Source organism: Sorangium sp. So ce204, from assembly GCF_051526795.1.
In the GTDB taxonomy this organism is placed as follows: Bacteria; Myxococcota_A; Polyangia; order Polyangiales; family Polyangiaceae; genus Sorangium; species Sorangium cellulosum_B.
The window spans coordinates 5087035-5103439 of the sequence record NZ_CP150317.1 but is presented as its reverse complement, the minus strand read 5'-3'; the positions used below and the strand labels follow the sequence as shown (position 1 = coordinate 5103439).

The window sequence follows — 16405 nt, the reverse complement described above, 5'->3', positions numbered from 1 at the left end:
CGTCCGCGTTGTACGAGGTAGATTGCCGCCCTCCGCAGATCCTGTCCTGACAAATGAGCACGGGTCCAGCTTGAACGGCGCGTACCGCCGTGTGAACGGCGGGTAAACGCCGCGTAACGCCACGCGCTCGCCCTCCGCACGGGCGAGGAACGTCTTGGTCGACATCCACCGGACCTGCCGGCCCACACCGAGGGCACGCGGTGAGTCGACAACGGACATCGAGCGCTTGACAAGTGTTGCGCCCCCGACAATCATGCGGTCACCGTGGCCCGGCTGGCACGTGGTACCCTGTAATGCAGTGTCTTTCAGACCCAGATAGCGAGACGTCGCTGCACGATCAGATCGCGGCGCTCCGCAGGCGCGTCGCGGACCTGGAGCAGGCCCTGGCCGAGGCGCAGCGGCCGAGCTCGACCGTACGCGACGCGCGGCCCGCCGCGCGGGAGCACGAGCTCCTGGCCAGCTTCTTCGCGGCGGAGGCCTCGGGGTACGCCGCGCTGCTCGACGCGATCCCGGCGATGGTGTTCTTCAAGGCTCGGGACCACCGGTACCTCGCCGTCAACAAGGCCTATGCGGAGCACTATCGCCTCTCGAGCGACAGGATCGTCGGGAAGCGCGACGAGGAGATCTTCGTCGACGAGGTCGCGCGCAGCTACCGCGAGAACGACGAGATCATCATGTCCGAGGGGATCCCGCGGATCAACGTGGAGCTCCGGTGGAAGCTCGAGGACGGGAGCGACGGCTGGACGCTGGAGAACAACGTCCCGTTCCGCGACGCGAGCGGGCGCGTGATCGGGATGGTCGGGGTCGTGGTCGACATGACCGCACGAAAGAGGACGGAAGAGGCGCTGCGGAGCACCGAGGCCGATCTCCTCGGCATCCAGTCGCGCCTCCTCGAGACGATAGCCGCGCTCTCGACGCCGGTCCTGCCCATCGACCACGGGGTCATCGTCGTGCCGCTCATCGGCCATCTCGACACGATGCGGGGCGCCCAGCTCATGGCGGCGCTCCTGCAAGGCGTGGAGCGCCACGACGCCGAGCTCGTGATCGTCGATCTCACCGGCGTCCCGATGATCGACAGCGCCGTCGCGCTCCACCTCCTGCGCGCGGTGCAGGCCGTGGGCCTGCTCGGCGCCGAGAGCGTCCTCGTGGGGATGTCGGCCAGCACCGCCGCGGCGCTCGCGAGCCTCGGCGAGACGCTGGAGGGGATCGTCCTCCTGAGAGATCTCCGGGCCGGCGTGCGTTACGCGATGGCGCGGCGAAGGAGATGACGGGCGTGCGGCAGATGGCGCCACTGTAGACGTCAAGAGACGTCAGGCGACGCCGAGCGGCGCCGAGAGACCTCTCCCTCCCTCGCACCTTGTTCCACGCAGCGGGCGACCTCACGCCCTCTCGAAGTGCTCACGCACCGAGGTCTCGCTTGACCCTCCGGCGAAGCACCGGCTAAATTCCGTTCAGCCTTTTAACGCTGCATTCCCGGCTGATGTAGAGACGGTCGGTTCACCACTTCACCACACCTCAGCGAGCTCGACGCGCCCGGTGTCCCCCGCGCGTCGAACGTCCAGGCCAGCGATGACGCCGCGTATCCGCCCGTTGCCCCTCGACCAGATCCGGCCCGCCACCACCGCCCTCCTCGTCATCGACATGCAGCGGGACTTCGTCGAGGAGGGCGCGCCCTGCGAGGCGCGCGGGGCGCTCGATATCGTACAGCGCGTCAACGCGCTCGCCGCGTGGGCGAGAGGGCACGGCCTGCCGGTCGTCTTCACCCAGGAGATGCACAGGGCCGATCGGTGCGACTTCGGCATCGAGCTGGAGTTCGAGCCGCCGCACTGCCTCGAGGGATCCCGCGGCGCCGAGATGGTCGATGGGCTGCGGATCGAGCCGCAGGATCATCGGATCTTCACCAAGCGGCGCTACGACTGTTTTCTGGGCACCGACCTCGACCTGCTGCTCCGGTGCAAGCGGGTGGAGAACCTCATCTGCTGCGGCGTGTGCACCAACATCTGCGTGCTCAGCACCGTGCTCACCGCGAGGAACCTGGATTACCGCGTGCTGCTCCCGGTCGACGCCGTGGCCGGGACCTCACGGGAGCTCCACGACGCCGCGATCCTCTGCATGAGCAACGCGTTCGCCTACGTCACCGAGAGCGCCGCGGTGATGCAGCTCTTCGGCTGACGGATGCCCGGCGACCGAGCGCCGCGGGCCCCGTCGCGACAGTGCGAGCGACCACCGCCGCGCTGGCTCGCGCTCGGCCGCCCCGTTTCCGCCCGGGTCCGTCTCGCGCTCGGCGCGGCGAGCTTCCTCGCCACCCTCGCGGCGTACGCCGGGCTCACGGGCCGCGACGGGGTGAACACCGCCCTCGCCCCCACGCTCGCGAGCATCGGGCGGGCGACGGCCGAGGCGCTCGGCTCGGCGGAGCTCTGGCTCGACGTCCGCTATAGCTTCCTCCGGGTCACGGCCGGGTTCGTGGCCGCCGCGCTCCTCGCGGTGCCGCTCGGCGTGCTCGCCGGCGCGTTCCGATCGATCGCCGCGCTGATCGAGCCGCCGACCGAGTTCCTCCGCTATGTCCCCGTGCCGGCGCTGATCCCGCTCGTCATGATCGCGGCGGGCATCGGCGAGGGCGCGAAGGTCCTCCTCGTCTTCCTGGGGACCTTCTTCCAGCTGTTGCTCATGACCGCGGACGAGGTGCGGCGGGTCCCGGCGCCGCTGCTCCAGGTCAGCCAGAGCCTCGGGGCCACCCGGCGGGAGATCGTCTGGCGCGTGCTGGCCCCGGCCGCCCTCCCCGGCATCTGGAGCGCGCTGCGCATGTGCAACGGGTGGGCGTGGAGCTACGTCGTCGTCGCGGAGCTCGTGGCCGCCACCGAGGGCCTCGGCTTCCGCGTCCTCAGGTTCTATCGCTTCATCCAGACGCCCAGCATCTACGCGTACCTGGCGGTGCTGGGCGCGATCGGCCTGGGGCTCGACTGGGCGTTCGGCGCAGCGCACCGCCGGCTCTTCCGCTGGGCCAGGGGGCGCGGCGCGTGACGCTCTCCGTGCGCGGCGTCAGCAAGGCGTTCGCCGGCCGACGCGGCGAGACGAGCGCCCTCTGCCCGCTCGACCTCGACGTCGGCGAGGGCGAGTTCGTGAGCCTCGTGGGCCCCTCCGGGTGCGGGAAATCGACGCTGCTGCACATCGTCGCGGGGCTCGAGCCGGCGACCACCGGGACCGTCACGCTCGGCGGCGAACGCGTCCTCGGCCCCGGCGCCGAGCTCGGCGTCGTGTTCCAGCAACAGACGCTCTTCCCGTGGCTCAGCGTGCGGGAGAACGTCCGCTTCCCGCTGACGCTGGCCCGCCACCGCGGCCGGGCGCGGCAGGCCGGCGCCGAGCGAGAGGCGGACCGCGTCGAGCGCCTGCTGCGCCTCGTCGATCTGTGGGACTTCCGCGACAGCGCGCCCGCGGAGCTGAGCGGCGGCATGCAGCAGCGCGCCGCGCTGGCGCGGGCGCTCGCCGCGCGGCCGGAGGTGCTGCTGATGGATGAGCCGTTCGGCGCCCTCGACGCCCAGACACGTGAGGAGATGCAGGGGCTCCTGCTCCATGTGATCCGACATCACCGGATCACGACGCTCTTCGTCACCCACGACGTGGAGGAGGCCCTGATCCTGTCCGATCGCGTGGTGGTCTTCTCCGAGCGCCCCGGCCGCGTCGTGGCCACGTTCGACGTGCCGGTACCCCGGGCGGATCGCTCGCCCGACCTCGATCTCGATGAGGCGTTGCTGCGCCTCAAACGGGATATTCTCTCGCTCCTGCGGGGGAAGGCCCGCCCCGAGGAGCAGCGCCGCCGCTTGCTCCTCGGGCTCACGCATACGCCGAGGGGAGAGGATCCATGAACCGAAGGACCGTCGTGCTAGAGCTCGGGGCAGCGCTCGCCTGCCTCCTCCTGTCGCCAGGCTGCTCGAAGAAGGACGAGCCAGCGCGCGAGGCGCCCGCCGCCGCTGCGCCGGGCGAGAAGCCCGGGGCCGCGGCGAACGCGCCGGTGAAGCTGACCGTGGGGCACGACCTGTGGATCGGCTATGCGGGCGTGTTCATCGCGAACGAGCTCGGGCTGTTCAAGCAGGCTGGCCTCGACGTCGAGCTCAAGCCGTTCTCGAACCCCGGGGACACGCTGCCGGCGCTGGCCGCGGGGAAGCTCGATATCGGCCTGACGACCCTGCAGAACCTGGCCGTGCTGAGCGGCAACGGCGACACGGACGTCGTGGCCATCGCGCTCATCGACAGCTCGAACGGCGCGGACGCGGTGGTGGCGAAGGAGGGGGTCGCGTCCATGGCCGATCTCAAGGGCAAGACGGTCGCGCTCACCCTCGGCGAGGTCAATCACATGCTGTTCCTCGCCGGCCTGAAGAAGTCCGGGCTCTCCGCGGACGACGTGAAGGTCACGAGCATGAGCGCAGACGACGCCGGGGCCGCGTTCGTGGCGGGGAAGGTCGACGCCGCGGTCACCTGGGAGCCGTGGATCACCAAGGCGACCAAGGGCGGCGGTCGCGTGATCTTCTCGAGCGCCAGCGTCCCCGACACCATCATGGACGCGGTGGCCGTGCGGAGGTCGCGGCTCGCCGAGTCCGGTGACGCCTGCTCGAGGTTCATCGGCGCCATCGATCAGGGGGTGCGCGTCCTGCGCGGCGAGCCCGACAAGGCGATTCCCATCGTCGGCAAGTACTTGAGCGCTCCGCCCGAGGACGTGAAGGGCATGCTGGCCGGCGACAAGATCTACGACCTGGCCGACAACAAGCAGCTCTTCGGCACGGCGGAGAAGGCCGGCCCCGTGTACGCCTCGATGAAGGCGGTTGTCGACTTCGCTGTCGAGTCCAAGCTCGTCAAGAAGGCGCCGGCGCCGGAGTCGCTGCTCGACCCGAGGCTCGTCCGATGAGCCGCGACGAGGCGCTCATGGCGCGCGCGCTGGAGCTCGCGCGCGGCGCGCAGCGCGCGGGTGAGCCGCCGTTCGGCGCCCTGGTGGTCGCGCTGGACGGCACGGTCGTGGCGGAGGCGACCGACGAGGTGAACGGCCAGCGCGACTTCACGTACCACGCCGAGGTCGGCGCCGTGCGCCGCGCCTGCGCGGCCGCCGGGCCGGACTTGCAGGGATACACGCTGTACACGACCGTGGAGCCCTGCCCGATGTGCTTCACCGCGGCCTGGCTCGCCCGGGTGAGCCGCGTCGTCTTCGGCTGCACGATGCAGGAGGTCACGGCGGCGACCGGGGGCGCGCAGCGCGAGCTGGCCGTCCCGGCGAAGTGGATGAACGAGAGCTCTGGCGCGCCGCTCGATCTCGTCGGCGGCGTCCTCGACGCGCAGTGCCTCGCGCTGTTCGGCCCGGCGTGACGCGCTCGCCGGCGCTCCGCTGGGAGCGCTGGTTCGGTGTGTCATCATCGCGCCAGGATTTCTGCGACACCGAGGATGGGCCGGGTGAAAGCTCAGCAGCCTCAGTTGTTTCCGTCTGACTTCCCGTCGAGCGGGGCTTGGCCGTGGCCCAACGCGGGCCCAGCGAATGGGCGTTTGCGAGACTGCGCCTGAGATGGACCGCGGCGCGGTGGGGGTCCGCGGGGGACGACGACCGCCCGGGACGTCACCGGGTTCCCGCATGGGCTGCCCGATCCCAAGCGCCAGGGGACGTCTGGAGGAGCTCACCCGCGAACGTGTCTACAATGGACGATTTCAATGTGAATGCATTGCTCCGTGAGGTACGCCGCGAGCTCGGCGCGGGCCGCGCCCCTTGACAGCTCTCGGGTTTAACCGTCCAATGGGCTCGCTTCTGCGCTTTTATTGAGGCACGGCGTGCGGACGTCGCTGAGGTGCAGATGGAAATACGTCACGATATAGAGAACCTCGAGCCGGGCACAGTGCTCGAGGGGCGGTACGAGCTGCTCGAAGAGCTCGGAAAGGGCGGCTTCGGCATCGTCTACCGCGCCCGCCAGCTCGCGACCACGCAGACGGTCGCCATCAAGGTGCTGGACGTCCAGACCTGGGACGCGCATCCCGCTGAAAAGCGCCTTGCCCGCTTCCGTCGCGAGATGCAGCTCTGCGGCCAGCTCCATCACCCGAACATCGTGCGCCTCATCGATTTCGGGCAGACCGTGTCCGGGTTCCCCTACGCGGTCTTCGACTTCGCTCCTGGCAAGAATCTCAGCGAGGTGCTGGCCGAAGAGGGGGCGCTCGCCCCGCGGGAGACGCGGCACCTGATGCTCCAGGTCCTCGACGCGCTCGCGTGCGCCCACGCTCAAGGCGTCGTCCACCGTGACCTCAAGCCGAGCAACATCATGGTGATCCCGACAGGCGCGCGGCGAAACGCGCTGGTGCTGGACTTCGGGATCGGCGCGTTCATCGACGGTACCTACGCCAGGATCACCGCGACCAACGAGGTGCTCGGGACGCCGAGCTACGCCGCGCCCGAGCAGCTCCGAGCCTTTCCGCCGACGCCTCGGTCGGATCTCTTCGCGTGGGGGCTGGTGTTCATCGAGTGTCTCACAGGCCGTCAGGTGCTGTCGGGTGATTCGTTGCTGGCGGCGATCGCCCAGCAGCTGGGCCCCGAGCCGATCCCGATCCCCGCGCCGATCCGAGCAGAACCGATAGGCGCGATCCTCAGGCGCGTACTTGAAAAAGACGTGCACGCGCGCGACGTCGCGGCGTCGGCGCTGTTCCGGGAGATAGAGGAGTGCGTCCTCGAGCCCAGCGCGCCGTGGCGGAGCCGGGTCGAGCCCATCCGCATAGGGGCGGACCAGCCCACGGTTTCCATGGCGGGGTTGTCCCAGGACTGCCTGCCTTCCACCACGGCCCTGTGCTACGCGCTCTCGGCGAGGAGCGCAACGCGCGATCTCGGCGAGCTCGATGCGCTCCTGCGCCGGGGGCTGCAGCGCTGCGCAGAGCTCTCGAGCGTCCACGGCGGACACCTCTCCGCCGTGATCGGCGACATGGCGCTGTTCCTCTTCGGCCATCCGGCGAGCGCGGCGCGCGCCGCGCTCGCCGTCGCCACTGCGGCGTCGAGACAGGGAGACGAGCCGCTCGCCGCGCTCACGGCCCGTATGGGCATCGAATCAGGGCCGGTCACGATGGACCCGCTGGCCGCCGAGCGGAGCGGCACGAGGCCGGTCACCGGGACGACGCCCTGGCTCGCAGCGCGCCTGGCCACGGCAGCGCTCTCCGGTCACATCGCCGTCGGGCCGAGCGCGCAGAAGCTCCTCCGGGATACCTTCACGCTGAAGGCGGCGGGGCTCCTTCAGCTCCAGGGCCTCACCGATACCGTGGAGGCTTTCGAGCTCGACGCCCCTGACAGCACGGCAGGACCACAGGAGCAATCCTCGGCGGCGAGAATGGCAGACAGCGCGCTTCTGTGAAAGGACCGGATATGGAGAACGCTGGTGCTGCTCGGCCATCGGAGGACGCTGGCGATCGACTCGGCCCCTACCGCCTGCTGCGGCGGCTGGGCGCAGGCGGCATGGGTGTGGTCTACGAGGCGGTCGACGCGGCGCGAGGCCGCCGTTTCGCCCTCAAGACGCTCCGGCGGCTGGACCCAAAGACCCTCTACCGCTTCAAGAACGAGTTCCGCAGGGCCGCCGATCTGTCCCATCCAAACCTCATTCAGCTGTACGAGCTCACCGCCGAGAAGGACAGATGGTTCTTCACGATGGAGCTCATCGACGGATCCGACTTCCGGACCTACTTCGAGCAGATCAGAGCCAGCCGCTCGGCGGACGGCGCTCCGCTCTGGAACAGCGACGGTATTTACGCGAGCTTGCGGCAGCTCGCCGGGGGCATCGCAGCCCTGCACGCGTCCGGCTTGCTCCACCTCGATCTCAAGCCCGAGAACGTGCTCATCGAGCGCGGCGGGCGCGTCGTGATCCTCGACTTCGGGCTCTCCCTTCCTTCGTCGCCGTCGCCTGACGCCGCCCCGGGGGAGGGACGCGAGCTCGCCGCTACGCCGCTCTACCTCTCGCCCGAGCAAGTCGGCGGCCGGGAGCCGAGCCGGGCCAGCGATTGGTACGCGGTGGGGCTGATGCTGTTCGAGGCCCTGACCGGGGAGCTCCCCTTCCCCGGCTCCATGTGGGAGAGCCTCCTCGCGCGGACGCAGCTCGCCGCGCCGCTCCCCTCGTCGCGCCGCGCCGACGTTCCGGCCGATCTCGACGAGCTCTGCGTTCGGCTCCTCGCCACCGCCCCGGGCGATCGTCCCTCCGGCGCCGAGGTGCTCGAGCGGCTCGGCGTCGCGCCGCCGCGCGAGGCGCCGAGGCAGCCGCTGATCGGCCGGAAGCAAGAGCTCGAGGTCGTACAGGAGATTTACCGGCGCAGCGGGGCGAACGCGCCCGCCTACGTCCATCTGAAAGGCCCCTCGGGGATCGGGAAATCGGCTCTCGCGCGGCGCTTTCTCGAGTTGCTGCGCGATCTCGATCAGCCGCTGGTCTTCTCGGGGCGGTGTTATGAGTGGGAGTCGGTCCCGTACAAGGGCTTCGATCCCATCGTCGACGCGCTCGCGAAGTACATCGCCGGCCTGCCGGAGATCGTGGAGCGGGCGCTGCTCGCCGGCGACGTGCACCTCGCCGCACGGATCTTCCCGGTGCTGCGCACCTGCCCGTCGCTCCGACAGCTGCCCGCGGCGCCGGCCGACGCGCGTGATCCGCTGGAGCTGCGGCGCCGGGCGTTCATCGGTCTCAAGCAGATCTTCGTCCGGCTGTGTGCGAGGCAGCGCGTCGTCTTGTTCCTCGACGATCTCCAGTGGGCGGACCCGGACGGCGCGGCGCTCCTCGTGGAGCTGCTCTCGCCGAGCGACCCGGCGCCGCTCTTCGTGCTCGCCGCCTACCGCAGCGATGACGCCGCCCAGAGCCCCTTCTTCAGGGAGATCCAGGCGCTCCGCGACGCCCAGATCCCGGTGATCGAGCCCACCGTCGTCGAGCTCGCCCCGCTCCCGCCGGACGAGGCGGTCGAGCTCGCAGGGCAGATACGCGGCGGCGAGCTCTCCGCGGAGGAGGGGCAGCGGATCGCACGGGAGTCGGGCGGCAACCCGTTGTTCGTCGAGGAGCTGGCCCGGGAGGCCGCGACCGCACCTGCGCCCGGCGACGATCGCCGCCTCTCGCTGGAGCGCGTCGTGCAGGCGCGCGTCGCGCAGCTCCCCGACGACGCGCGCAAGGTGCTCCGCGCGGTCGCCGTCGCCGCGCGGCCGCTCACGCAGGAGGCGGTCGCCGCCGCCGCGCGGATTCCGGGCGAAGATCCGCTGAGCGCCCTCGCCCATCTCCGGGCGGCGCGCCTCGTCCGGACGCGCGGGCCGAAGGGCACGGATCTCGTCGAGCCCTACCACGATCGGATCCGAGAGAGCGTCGTGGCCGAGCTGCCGAGCGACGAGCTCCGCGCCCTTCATGGCGCGCTGGCGCAGGCTATCCTCGCGACGCCCGACGCGGAGCCCGAGCTCCTGGCCCACCACTTCCACGGGGCCGGGGACATGGCGCGCGCCGCGGAGTACACGGTGCTGGCCGCGGAGCAGGCCGACGCCGCCCTGGCCTTCGATCGCGCCGCCGAGCTCTACGGCCAGGCGATCGCCTGGGGTCCTCTGGAGCCACAGCAGCTCCGTGTCCTCGGGGTCCGGAGGGGCCGCGCGCTCATCAACGCGGGGCGCTGCGTCGAGGCCGCGCCGGTCCTGCTCGACGCCGCACGGGGCGCGCCGCGGGACGAGCGGCGGGATCTCGTGCGGCAGGCCGTCGAGGCATACCTCGTCGCCGGGCACGTGGACCAGAGCCTCTCGGTGGCCAGGCCGCTCCTCGAGGAGCTCGGCGTCGCCTACCCGGCGTCGGCGGGGCGAGCGACGCTGGTCATCCTGGACAAGCTGATCCGGCTACAGCTCCGAGGAATCGCCTTCGCTTCCAGGGCCGAAGCCTCGATTGCCGCCGAAGCCCTGGCCCGCATCGACCTGTGCTGGGCGCTCGGCAAGGGGCTCACTCCCATCCTGCCCACCCACGGGCTCGCGTTCAGCTTCCACACGCTCTTGCTCGCCCTCGACGCCGGGGAGCCGACGCGGGTCGGCCGCAGCCTGGCGCAGGTCGGCGGCACGATGCGCTTCATGGGGGCCTGGCTCTCGCGGCGTGGAGAGGCCTACCTCACCCGCGCCAGCGAGCTCGCGCGGCAGAGCGGCTCGCCCTACCTCGAAGGCGTCATCTTGATCTGGGGAGCCTTCGAGCACATGTACGTCGGCCGCTGGCGAGCGCTCGAGCAGGCCGATCGCGGCGCCCGGCTCCTGCGCGACCGGTGCAGCGGCGTGCACTGGGAGTGCGCGGTGGGCGACGGCCTCGTGCACGTCGGGCTGGATGCGCGCGGAGAGATCGAGGAGCTCGAGCGGCGCGCGACCGAGGCCCAGCTCGAGGCGAGCGAGCGGGGCGATCTCTACGGGCAGGTGCGCTTCGCGCAGGACGCAGCGTACTGCCGCATCGCGCGGGGCGACACCGACGGAGCGCGAAGGCTCGCGCGGTGGGTGCTCGAGCGCTGGACGCAGGAGGGGTACACAGTCCAGCACTTTTACTCGACGCGGGTGGAGACCTACTGCGACCTCTACGAGGGCCGGCCCGACGCCGCGCGGGCGCGCCTCGAGCGGGACTGGCCGCGCATCCAGCGCGCCCAGATGCTCCGCCTGCCGATGTCGCGCATCGACGCGTGGCTCATGAAGGCGCGCGTCCAGCTCTCGCTCGCGAGGACGAGCGGCGAGGCCCTCCGTTCGTGCGAGGCGATCGCGAGGACCCTCGACGAGGAGCCGATTCGCAAGGACGGCAAGGCGCACGCCGCGCTGATCCGCGCGGCCTCGACCTCTTTCAAGGGGGATCGCCGCCGCGCGCGCGAGCTCCTGGGGTCGGCGATCGAACAGTACACCGCGCTCGACATGGGCCTCTCCGCCGCCTGCGCGAAGCGCCTCCTCGGCCAGCTCACCTCCCGGGCCGACCAGGTGCGTGAGGCCGAAGACTGGATGCGCGCGCGCGGCATCGCCGACCCGGAGCGCTGGACGCGGGTCTTCGCGCCGTTCGACGCCCGCCTGCTCGAGGTGTGACGCGCCCGCGCGGCCCGCTCAGAGCAGGGTGAAGGAGGGGTGAAACCCGAGGTATGCCTTGGCCTCGGGCGGGGCGTCGGGGCGCGGGATCAGCTTGAGGTAAAACTGCCGGTCGACGCGGACGAGCCATCCAGCGCCGGGCAGGTCGACCTTCGTGGCGCCCGACCAGCGCGCGATCGCCTCGCCCTTCTCGGGAGCGCACGCGCCGCTCCGGACGAGCCGCTCGAGCAGGCGAAGGCCTTCGGCCGTGGCCGCGGGGGTAGGTCCCGCATACCGCTCTACGGCGAAGTACGGTCCCACGGTCTCCGCGACGTCGATGTGGACGCCGAACAGCTCTTCGCCCGGGCCGAGGAGCTCGAGGCCGCTGTCGATGAGCCGTTCGGAGCCTGACCAGCCGATGGCCCGGAGCCAGGCCGGGATCTCTGCGAGGCGCAAGGCGACATAAACCCGCACGTCACGAAGGCCGCGCCGCGGCATCGCCGCGATGCTCAGGACACGCCTGTTCGCGGGTAGAAGCGCGGCGCAGCGCTCGAGCATGTCGAGGACCTCTTCATGCGCCGGGCGGCCGAGCGCGAGGCCGAGGACGCTCGCGCAGACCGCCCGCAGCTCAGGGATCGCGAGCGGCAGCACGGGGTCCGGGGACAAATAGCTCGGGTCCACGCAGGGAAACACGATCGGCGCCGCGCTGCGATCGGGCAGGATATCGTATTCGAGCCAGATGAGCGGGACGCTGCGGTGAATCGGCGAGCCCTCCCGGCTCCATTCTTCCGCGAATCGCCCCGCCGCGCCCAGCGTCCCTTCTGCCGCGTGGCCCGGCGGCAGCGACGCGAGCCGCTCGCGGCCACCGTCGCGGGCCGACGCACACACGATGAAATCGACGCGCGGGTCGCCCTGTCCGAGGCGACACTCGAGGAGCCCCCAGTCAAAGGCGGGGGGAAGCTGCTCGGCGAGGTCCCGGATCCGGGCGCGCCATGGCTCGGCGAGCAGCGACGTTGGGAGCCATGGGGCCACGACGTCGAGGAGCCCGCCCATCGGGTGGAGCATCGCGGCCTCGTTCCGCAGGAGGATCAGCTGCTGGTCACGGTGAAGCCCATCGACAAGGTGCCGCTGAGGCCGCCCGTATTGGTCACGACGACATTGTAACTCCCCTGCGTTCCCAGGGCGAACGTGACATCGGCGATGAGGCTCGATGAGGGGCCCGGGGTCACGCTGACCGTCGTGGCATTCACGGTGCGAGACGGGTGCTGGAAGCTGAGATTCGCCCGAGCTTCGAAGCCAGTGCCGGTGACCTTGACCCTGACGGACTTCGGCAGCGCGCCGGGGGGGGTGCTCGCCGGAGTGATCTCCGTCACCGTGATCGATGACGGCGGCCAGGGGATGCAGATGTGTGCCTCCCCGAGCGTCTTCAGGAGATCGAGCAGGCGTTCGAACACCTCGGCGGGGAGATGCTTCGCCAGCGCGCCGAGATCTCTCTGCCGCAGGAGCGCGATGTCCGGGTCGGAGAGCCCGTACTCCTTGAAGACGGACTCCGGATCGCTGCGGATGCGCGTTCTGACCTCGTGGTCTCGGGCAGCTTCGGTGATCAGACGAGAGAGCTTTGTTGTGTCGTGCATGTTCGGCGTGTGCCGCAGGTCCGGGCGGCGTCAAGGGGGGCAGGTTGGGGGCTCGAGGAAGCTAAAAAAGACGTAATTGCCTATGCTAGGGCTGTAGTTCTGGAAGTTGGCGACGGCCATGTCCTGGACAGGGGAGTACTCGTACTCCACCTCGATCCGGTCGCCGGCGTCGAGCGGCTTGCGGAGCGAGATCCAGTTGCCCGCCGGCGTCCAGGTGTACTGCGACGGCCGGAGCTCGGCGCCGTTCCGGAGGACCTTGCGGTACGCCGCGATCCGGCGATCGGGCAGCGTGATCACGGCGCGCTTCGATGTGGACGAGAGCTCGTATCGCCTGGTGCGCAGACACCGCCGCTTGACGTCGGCCGAGGCGAGCCCCTCGAGCACCGAGCTGGTCTCGGTCACGAAATCCGGCGATGCGGCGAACGGCGGGCTCTTCGCCGATCCATCGAATCCCCACAGCGCGCCGCCCTGCTTGTTGGGCCCCCACTGGCCGGCCATGAGATCGAGGTTGCCGTCCCCGGTGAGATCGGCGAGGTAGACCTTCGAGGCATACTGCACCGGAGCCGAGCGCCAGACGGACTCGTTCCCCGACGCGGGCGTGAACATGACGAACCGGCTGTCGCAATCGCTGAACAGGCAGCTGTCGGACACGACCAGCGACAGGGCGGGGTCCTGGCCGAAGCGCCCGACATCCACCGAGTAGGAAAACGGGAACGTGTCCTTCGACTCCCAGCTCGGGCGGACGGCGAGGGGCACCTTTTCGCCGGGCTTCGGCGCGTGCCCATAGAAGACCTGCGCGTGCTCGCCGGAGACCACCAGGTCCATCCAGCCGTCCTGGTTCACGTCGGCAAAGGTGACGTCGCCGGCGATCATCTCCACCTCGGATCGCCACGCCGGCTTGCTCGCGATCGAGCCGCCTTCGTTGAGGTAAATCCGCGCGCGGCCCGGCGTCGGAGGCGGCGTGCCGGGGGTCGGTGGGATGGTCCCGGTGCCCTCGAGCATCACCGCCACCGCGAGGTCGAGATCCCCGTCGGCGTCGATATCGCCGAGCGCGCAGCCAGCGGTCAGGTAGTGATCGGAGGTCCTGTACGACGGCGCCTGCTCGAGCTTGCCTCCGAGGTTCCGGTAGATGCGGACGCCTCCGCCCGAGATGTCGCGATCGCGGCCGAACGCCACGGCGACAGCGACATCGAGCCAGCCGTCGTTGTCGACATCGCCGACCGCGAGGCCGCCGTGATATTCGTTGACGTCGGCGAGCCAGGTAGGCCAGGAAGCGAATCGGTTGCCGTTGCGGGGATCGTTGGTGAAGACCACCAGCGGCTGCGGGCTCATGTCGTTCCCGTTCGACACGATCATGTCTGGCAGATGGTCGCCGTTGATGTCCGCGAGGGCGAGGCCCGTGGCGAAGTGGCCCATCGTGGCCGTCGTATAAGGGGCCGTGCGGACGTAGACGTCACGGAGGCTGACGCCGCTCGGCGTCGTGTCGGCGGCCGCGGCGCTCGCGCTTGGCTCCGCGGACGGCGCGCCAGCATCGGGAGCGCCGCCGCCCGCGGGCGGGCCGTGGCAAGCCGAAAGACCGATGCTCGCGAGCGCCGCCGCGAATCGCCGCCGCGACGCCGGTACGACCTGCTTGTGGAGGAACTCGAGGCTATGCATGCGGAGCAGATGGGTCGAGCAATGCGACCGGGCGTAGCTGGTCCGAAGAGGGCGAGATGTGCGATGCTTTCATGAAAACTTGTCATCGTCTAGGCGATTGTGATCCCCGTCCGGCCCACGATACGTCCGCCCGGGCCGGTAGCGAGCCTTCGACGGTCGCGTGATCATTGAGGTATCAGCCGCCAATCCGGCGCGGAATGATCGTCATGCGCGCTGAACGGCCGTGCAGATTGGCGCGCACGTGCCGTTACAGCGCCTTGTCCTCCTGCCGCACGGAGACACGTTCAGGCGGCCACCGCGGATCGAGGTCGTCCGGGGGCCTTTCGGCTCCGCGTCCTGGAAACGGCTGATTCGAGCGTTTCAGAACACGGTGGGTCGACGTTCGGCCCAAGCTTGCTCACCCCTCCGGTGCCACCGGCAGCCCGATCGGCCCCGCCAGAAAGAATCGTCGATGGCCGGAGCGGCCCGACCTTCCGGTGGCGGTCGGGGCGCCAGCAAGGTTTGCTTACCTGAGCAAGCCCTGCGTTCTCCACTCGCCCCTTCTACGCAGCCGTTGCGTACCCGAGGTCGAGGCGCCGCTCGCGCGGCCCGAGGGGCGCTGCGGATGTCTGGCATGCGGGGTGCTCATGGCACGCGACGGGACGCGGACCGCGCAGCGGAGCCTGAAGGAAGACGGCCCTTCGCCGCTCCGGGGCGCAGCTGCCCCGGCCAGACGGTCGGCGCCTTCCCTGGCCGCAGGTGACGGCTCGTCGGGTGAGCTCCGCGCACCCAGCGCCGTCCTCTCTGCGCTGCATTCCGAGAAGGAGACGCTTGCAATGAAACGATTCTTTTATCCGTTGGTCCTCGTGGCGATCCCGGCAGCTCTCTCCGCCTGTGGCTCCGGCCATTCGTCGGAGTCGGACGAGCTCGCCGCGCCAGACGAGCTCACCGGGACGGCCGAGGGCGCCCTCGCGTGCGGCGGGCTCGCCCCGGGGGAGTCTCTCGATCGAAGCCAGTCGATCCGGTCGTGCAACGGCCGGGTGAGGCTCGTGCATCAGACGGACGGCAACGTCGTCGCCTACGACGAGACCGATGCGTCCTGGGCCACGCACACGGCGCCCCGGTCAGACACGACGAGGTTCATCATGCAGACCGACGGGAACCTGGTCCTCTACGCCGGCGCCCGCGCGCTCTGGAGCTCCAGGACCGCGGGAAACCCCGGCGCACGTTTCGCCCTCCAGGACGACTGCAACCTCGTCATCTACAACACCGCCGGCAGGCCCATCTGGACGACCTCGACGTCGTGCCGGACCTCCAGCGTCGTCGACCTCTTCGACTACATGACGCCGGGATGCAGCGCGAGCGGCCCCCAGTACACAACGCAGGTGACCGGAGCTCGATGGTACGTCCCGCAGGGCAAGGACGACTCGGGGCGCAGGCAGTTCGTCTACGTGAAGGGCAGGAACGGCGCCGACTACGAGTCCTACACGGCTGACGAGCAGTGGAACCCGCTGTGGAAGGACACCTCGTGGGCGTACTTCGACACCGGCATCCAGACGTACTGCGATGAGCAGTGCGGCGCGCTGAACTGCCCGACCGACTGCAGGCACCAGTGGCGCGGAGACCCTGTTTCGGGCGGCTACGCCTACCAGGCCCCGAAGGACACCACCGACTGGGGAGGTGCGAAGGTGCTGCCGCGCTATTTCGACAAGTCACGCGGCGTCCAGACCTACACGTTCGACATCTACGTCGACGCGCAGAGCGAGACCACCTGCGGCGCCTGCGACTCGTGGCACGAGGGCTGGACGTGGCAGCGGTACACGGTCGAGCACCTGTCCTCCGTCACCGCTCCGAACGGTCAAGTCTACACGGACGTGATCAAGAAGGTCATCATCGACGGCGCCGGGAAAGACGAGGTGTACTACTTCGCCAAGGGGAGCGGCTGGATCGGCTACGAGGTGCAGCACTCGACCTACAAGGACTGGATCAACGGGACCACCACCGGCGTCAGCCTCCCGACCATCTGCCCCGGCGGCGGCCCGGCGAGCAGCTGCTAGCTGCGCTTCACGGCCGCCGAGAGGACCGCTGCGCGACCGGGGCCGCGCGCGACGAG

Annotated in this window: 12 protein-coding genes; 9 read left to right on the top strand and 3 right to left on the bottom strand. The window is 70.1% G+C overall.

The annotated features are described in order from the left end of the window. The first annotated feature begins 293 nt into the window (after positions 1–293). The 8 genes from WMF22_RS18895 to WMF22_RS18860 all read left to right on the top strand — a co-directional run bounded on the left by WMF22_RS18895 (position 294) and on the right by WMF22_RS18860 (position 11044). Positions 294–1268, top strand: a complete 975-nt coding sequence (locus WMF22_RS18895; RefSeq protein WP_438036608.1) for a PAS domain-containing protein — start codon at positions 294–296, stop codon at positions 1266–1268. Between the two features lie 301 nt (positions 1269–1569). After that, complete coding sequence (locus WMF22_RS18890) at positions 1570–2172, top strand: cysteine hydrolase family protein (RefSeq protein ID WP_437300453.1); 603 nt, start codon at positions 1570–1572, stop codon at positions 2170–2172. A 3-nt stretch (positions 2173–2175) separates the two neighbouring features. Then, on the top strand, positions 2176–3021 hold the full coding sequence (locus WMF22_RS18885; protein WP_438036607.1) for an ABC transporter permease: 846 nt from the start codon (positions 2176–2178) through the stop codon (positions 3019–3021). Then, positions 3018–3863, top strand: coding sequence for an ABC transporter ATP-binding protein (locus tag WMF22_RS18880; RefSeq protein WP_438036606.1), 846 nt, complete (start codon positions 3018–3020; stop codon positions 3861–3863). Before WMF22_RS18885 ends, WMF22_RS18880 begins: the two co-directional genes overlap by 4 nt. Then, positions 3860–4900, top strand: a complete 1041-nt coding sequence (locus tag WMF22_RS18875; RefSeq protein WP_438036605.1) for an aliphatic sulfonate ABC transporter substrate-binding protein — start codon at positions 3860–3862, stop codon at positions 4898–4900. Before WMF22_RS18880 ends, WMF22_RS18875 begins: the two co-directional genes overlap by 4 nt. Then, positions 4897–5352 carry a nucleoside deaminase gene (locus WMF22_RS18870; RefSeq protein ID WP_438036604.1) on the top strand — a complete coding sequence of 152 codons (456 nt, stop codon included), beginning with the start codon at positions 4897–4899 and terminating at the stop codon, positions 5350–5352. Before WMF22_RS18875 ends, WMF22_RS18870 begins: the two co-directional genes overlap by 4 nt. A gap of 476 nt (positions 5353–5828) precedes the next feature. Continuing rightward, complete coding sequence (locus WMF22_RS18865; protein ID WP_438036603.1) at positions 5829–7361, top strand: protein kinase domain-containing protein; 1533 nt, start codon at positions 5829–5831, stop codon at positions 7359–7361. An 11-nt stretch (positions 7362–7372) separates the two neighbouring features. Next, positions 7373–11044 (top strand): serine/threonine-protein kinase, encoded by a 3672-nt coding sequence (locus WMF22_RS18860; protein WP_438036602.1) that lies wholly within the window; start codon positions 7373–7375, stop codon positions 11042–11044. An 18-nt stretch (positions 11045–11062) separates the two neighbouring features. Here the strand turns inward: WMF22_RS18860 and WMF22_RS18855 are convergent, their stop codons facing one another. From WMF22_RS18855 to WMF22_RS18845, 3 genes are read right to left on the bottom strand one after another with little or no spacing between them, the layout of a single operon-like run. Then, positions 11063–12088: a hypothetical protein gene (locus tag WMF22_RS18855; protein WP_437300446.1), complete on the bottom strand. Its 1026-nt coding sequence runs from the start codon at positions 12086–12088 to the stop codon at positions 11063–11065. A gap of 23 nt (positions 12089–12111) precedes the next feature. After that, positions 12112–12657, bottom strand: a complete 546-nt coding sequence (locus tag WMF22_RS18850) for a hypothetical protein (protein ID WP_437300445.1) — start codon at positions 12655–12657, stop codon at positions 12112–12114. Between the two features lie 30 nt (positions 12658–12687). Further along, the gene (locus WMF22_RS18845) at positions 12688–14313 is read right to left on the bottom strand and encodes an FG-GAP repeat domain-containing protein (protein WP_438036601.1); all 1626 of its coding nucleotides are present in this window, start codon (positions 14311–14313) and stop codon (positions 12688–12690) included. 815 nt (positions 14314–15128) lie between these two features. Here WMF22_RS18845 and WMF22_RS18840 point away from each other — a divergent pair. Then, a complete protein-coding gene (locus tag WMF22_RS18840; protein WP_438036600.1) occupies positions 15129–16349 on the top strand; it encodes a hypothetical protein in 1221 nt (406 codons plus the stop codon). The last annotated feature ends 56 nt before the right edge of the window (positions 16350–16405 follow it).

Excerpts from the sequence above, each read along its gene's own strand:
- WMF22_RS18895 (WP_438036608.1), top strand. The coding sequence starts at position 294 with ATGCAGTGTCTTTCAGACCCAGATAGCGAGACGTCGCTGCACGATCAG.
- WMF22_RS18890 (WP_437300453.1), top strand. The coding sequence starts at position 1,570 with ATGACGCCGCGTATCCGCCCGTTGCCCCTCGACCAGATCCGGCCCGCC.
- WMF22_RS18885 (WP_438036607.1), top strand. The coding sequence starts at position 2,176 with ATGCCCGGCGACCGAGCGCCGCGGGCCCCGTCGCGACAGTGCGAGCGA.
- WMF22_RS18875 (WP_438036605.1), top strand. The coding sequence starts at position 3,860 with ATGAACCGAAGGACCGTCGTGCTAGAGCTCGGGGCAGCGCTCGCCTGC.
- WMF22_RS18870 (WP_438036604.1), top strand. The coding sequence starts at position 4,897 with ATGAGCCGCGACGAGGCGCTCATGGCGCGCGCGCTGGAGCTCGCGCGC.
- WMF22_RS18865 (WP_438036603.1), top strand. The coding sequence starts at position 5,829 with ATGGAAATACGTCACGATATAGAGAACCTCGAGCCGGGCACAGTGCTC.
- WMF22_RS18860 (WP_438036602.1), top strand. The coding sequence starts at position 7,373 with ATGGAGAACGCTGGTGCTGCTCGGCCATCGGAGGACGCTGGCGATCGA.
- WMF22_RS18855 (WP_437300446.1), bottom strand. The coding sequence starts at position 12,088 with ATGCTCCACCCGATGGGCGGGCTCCTCGACGTCGTGGCCCCATGGCTC.
- WMF22_RS18850 (WP_437300445.1), bottom strand. The coding sequence starts at position 12,657 with ATGCACGACACAACAAAGCTCTCTCGTCTGATCACCGAAGCTGCCCGA.
- WMF22_RS18845 (WP_438036601.1), bottom strand. The coding sequence starts at position 14,313 with ATGCATAGCCTCGAGTTCCTCCACAAGCAGGTCGTACCGGCGTCGCGG.
- WMF22_RS18840 (WP_438036600.1), top strand. The coding sequence starts at position 15,129 with ATGAAACGATTCTTTTATCCGTTGGTCCTCGTGGCGATCCCGGCAGCT.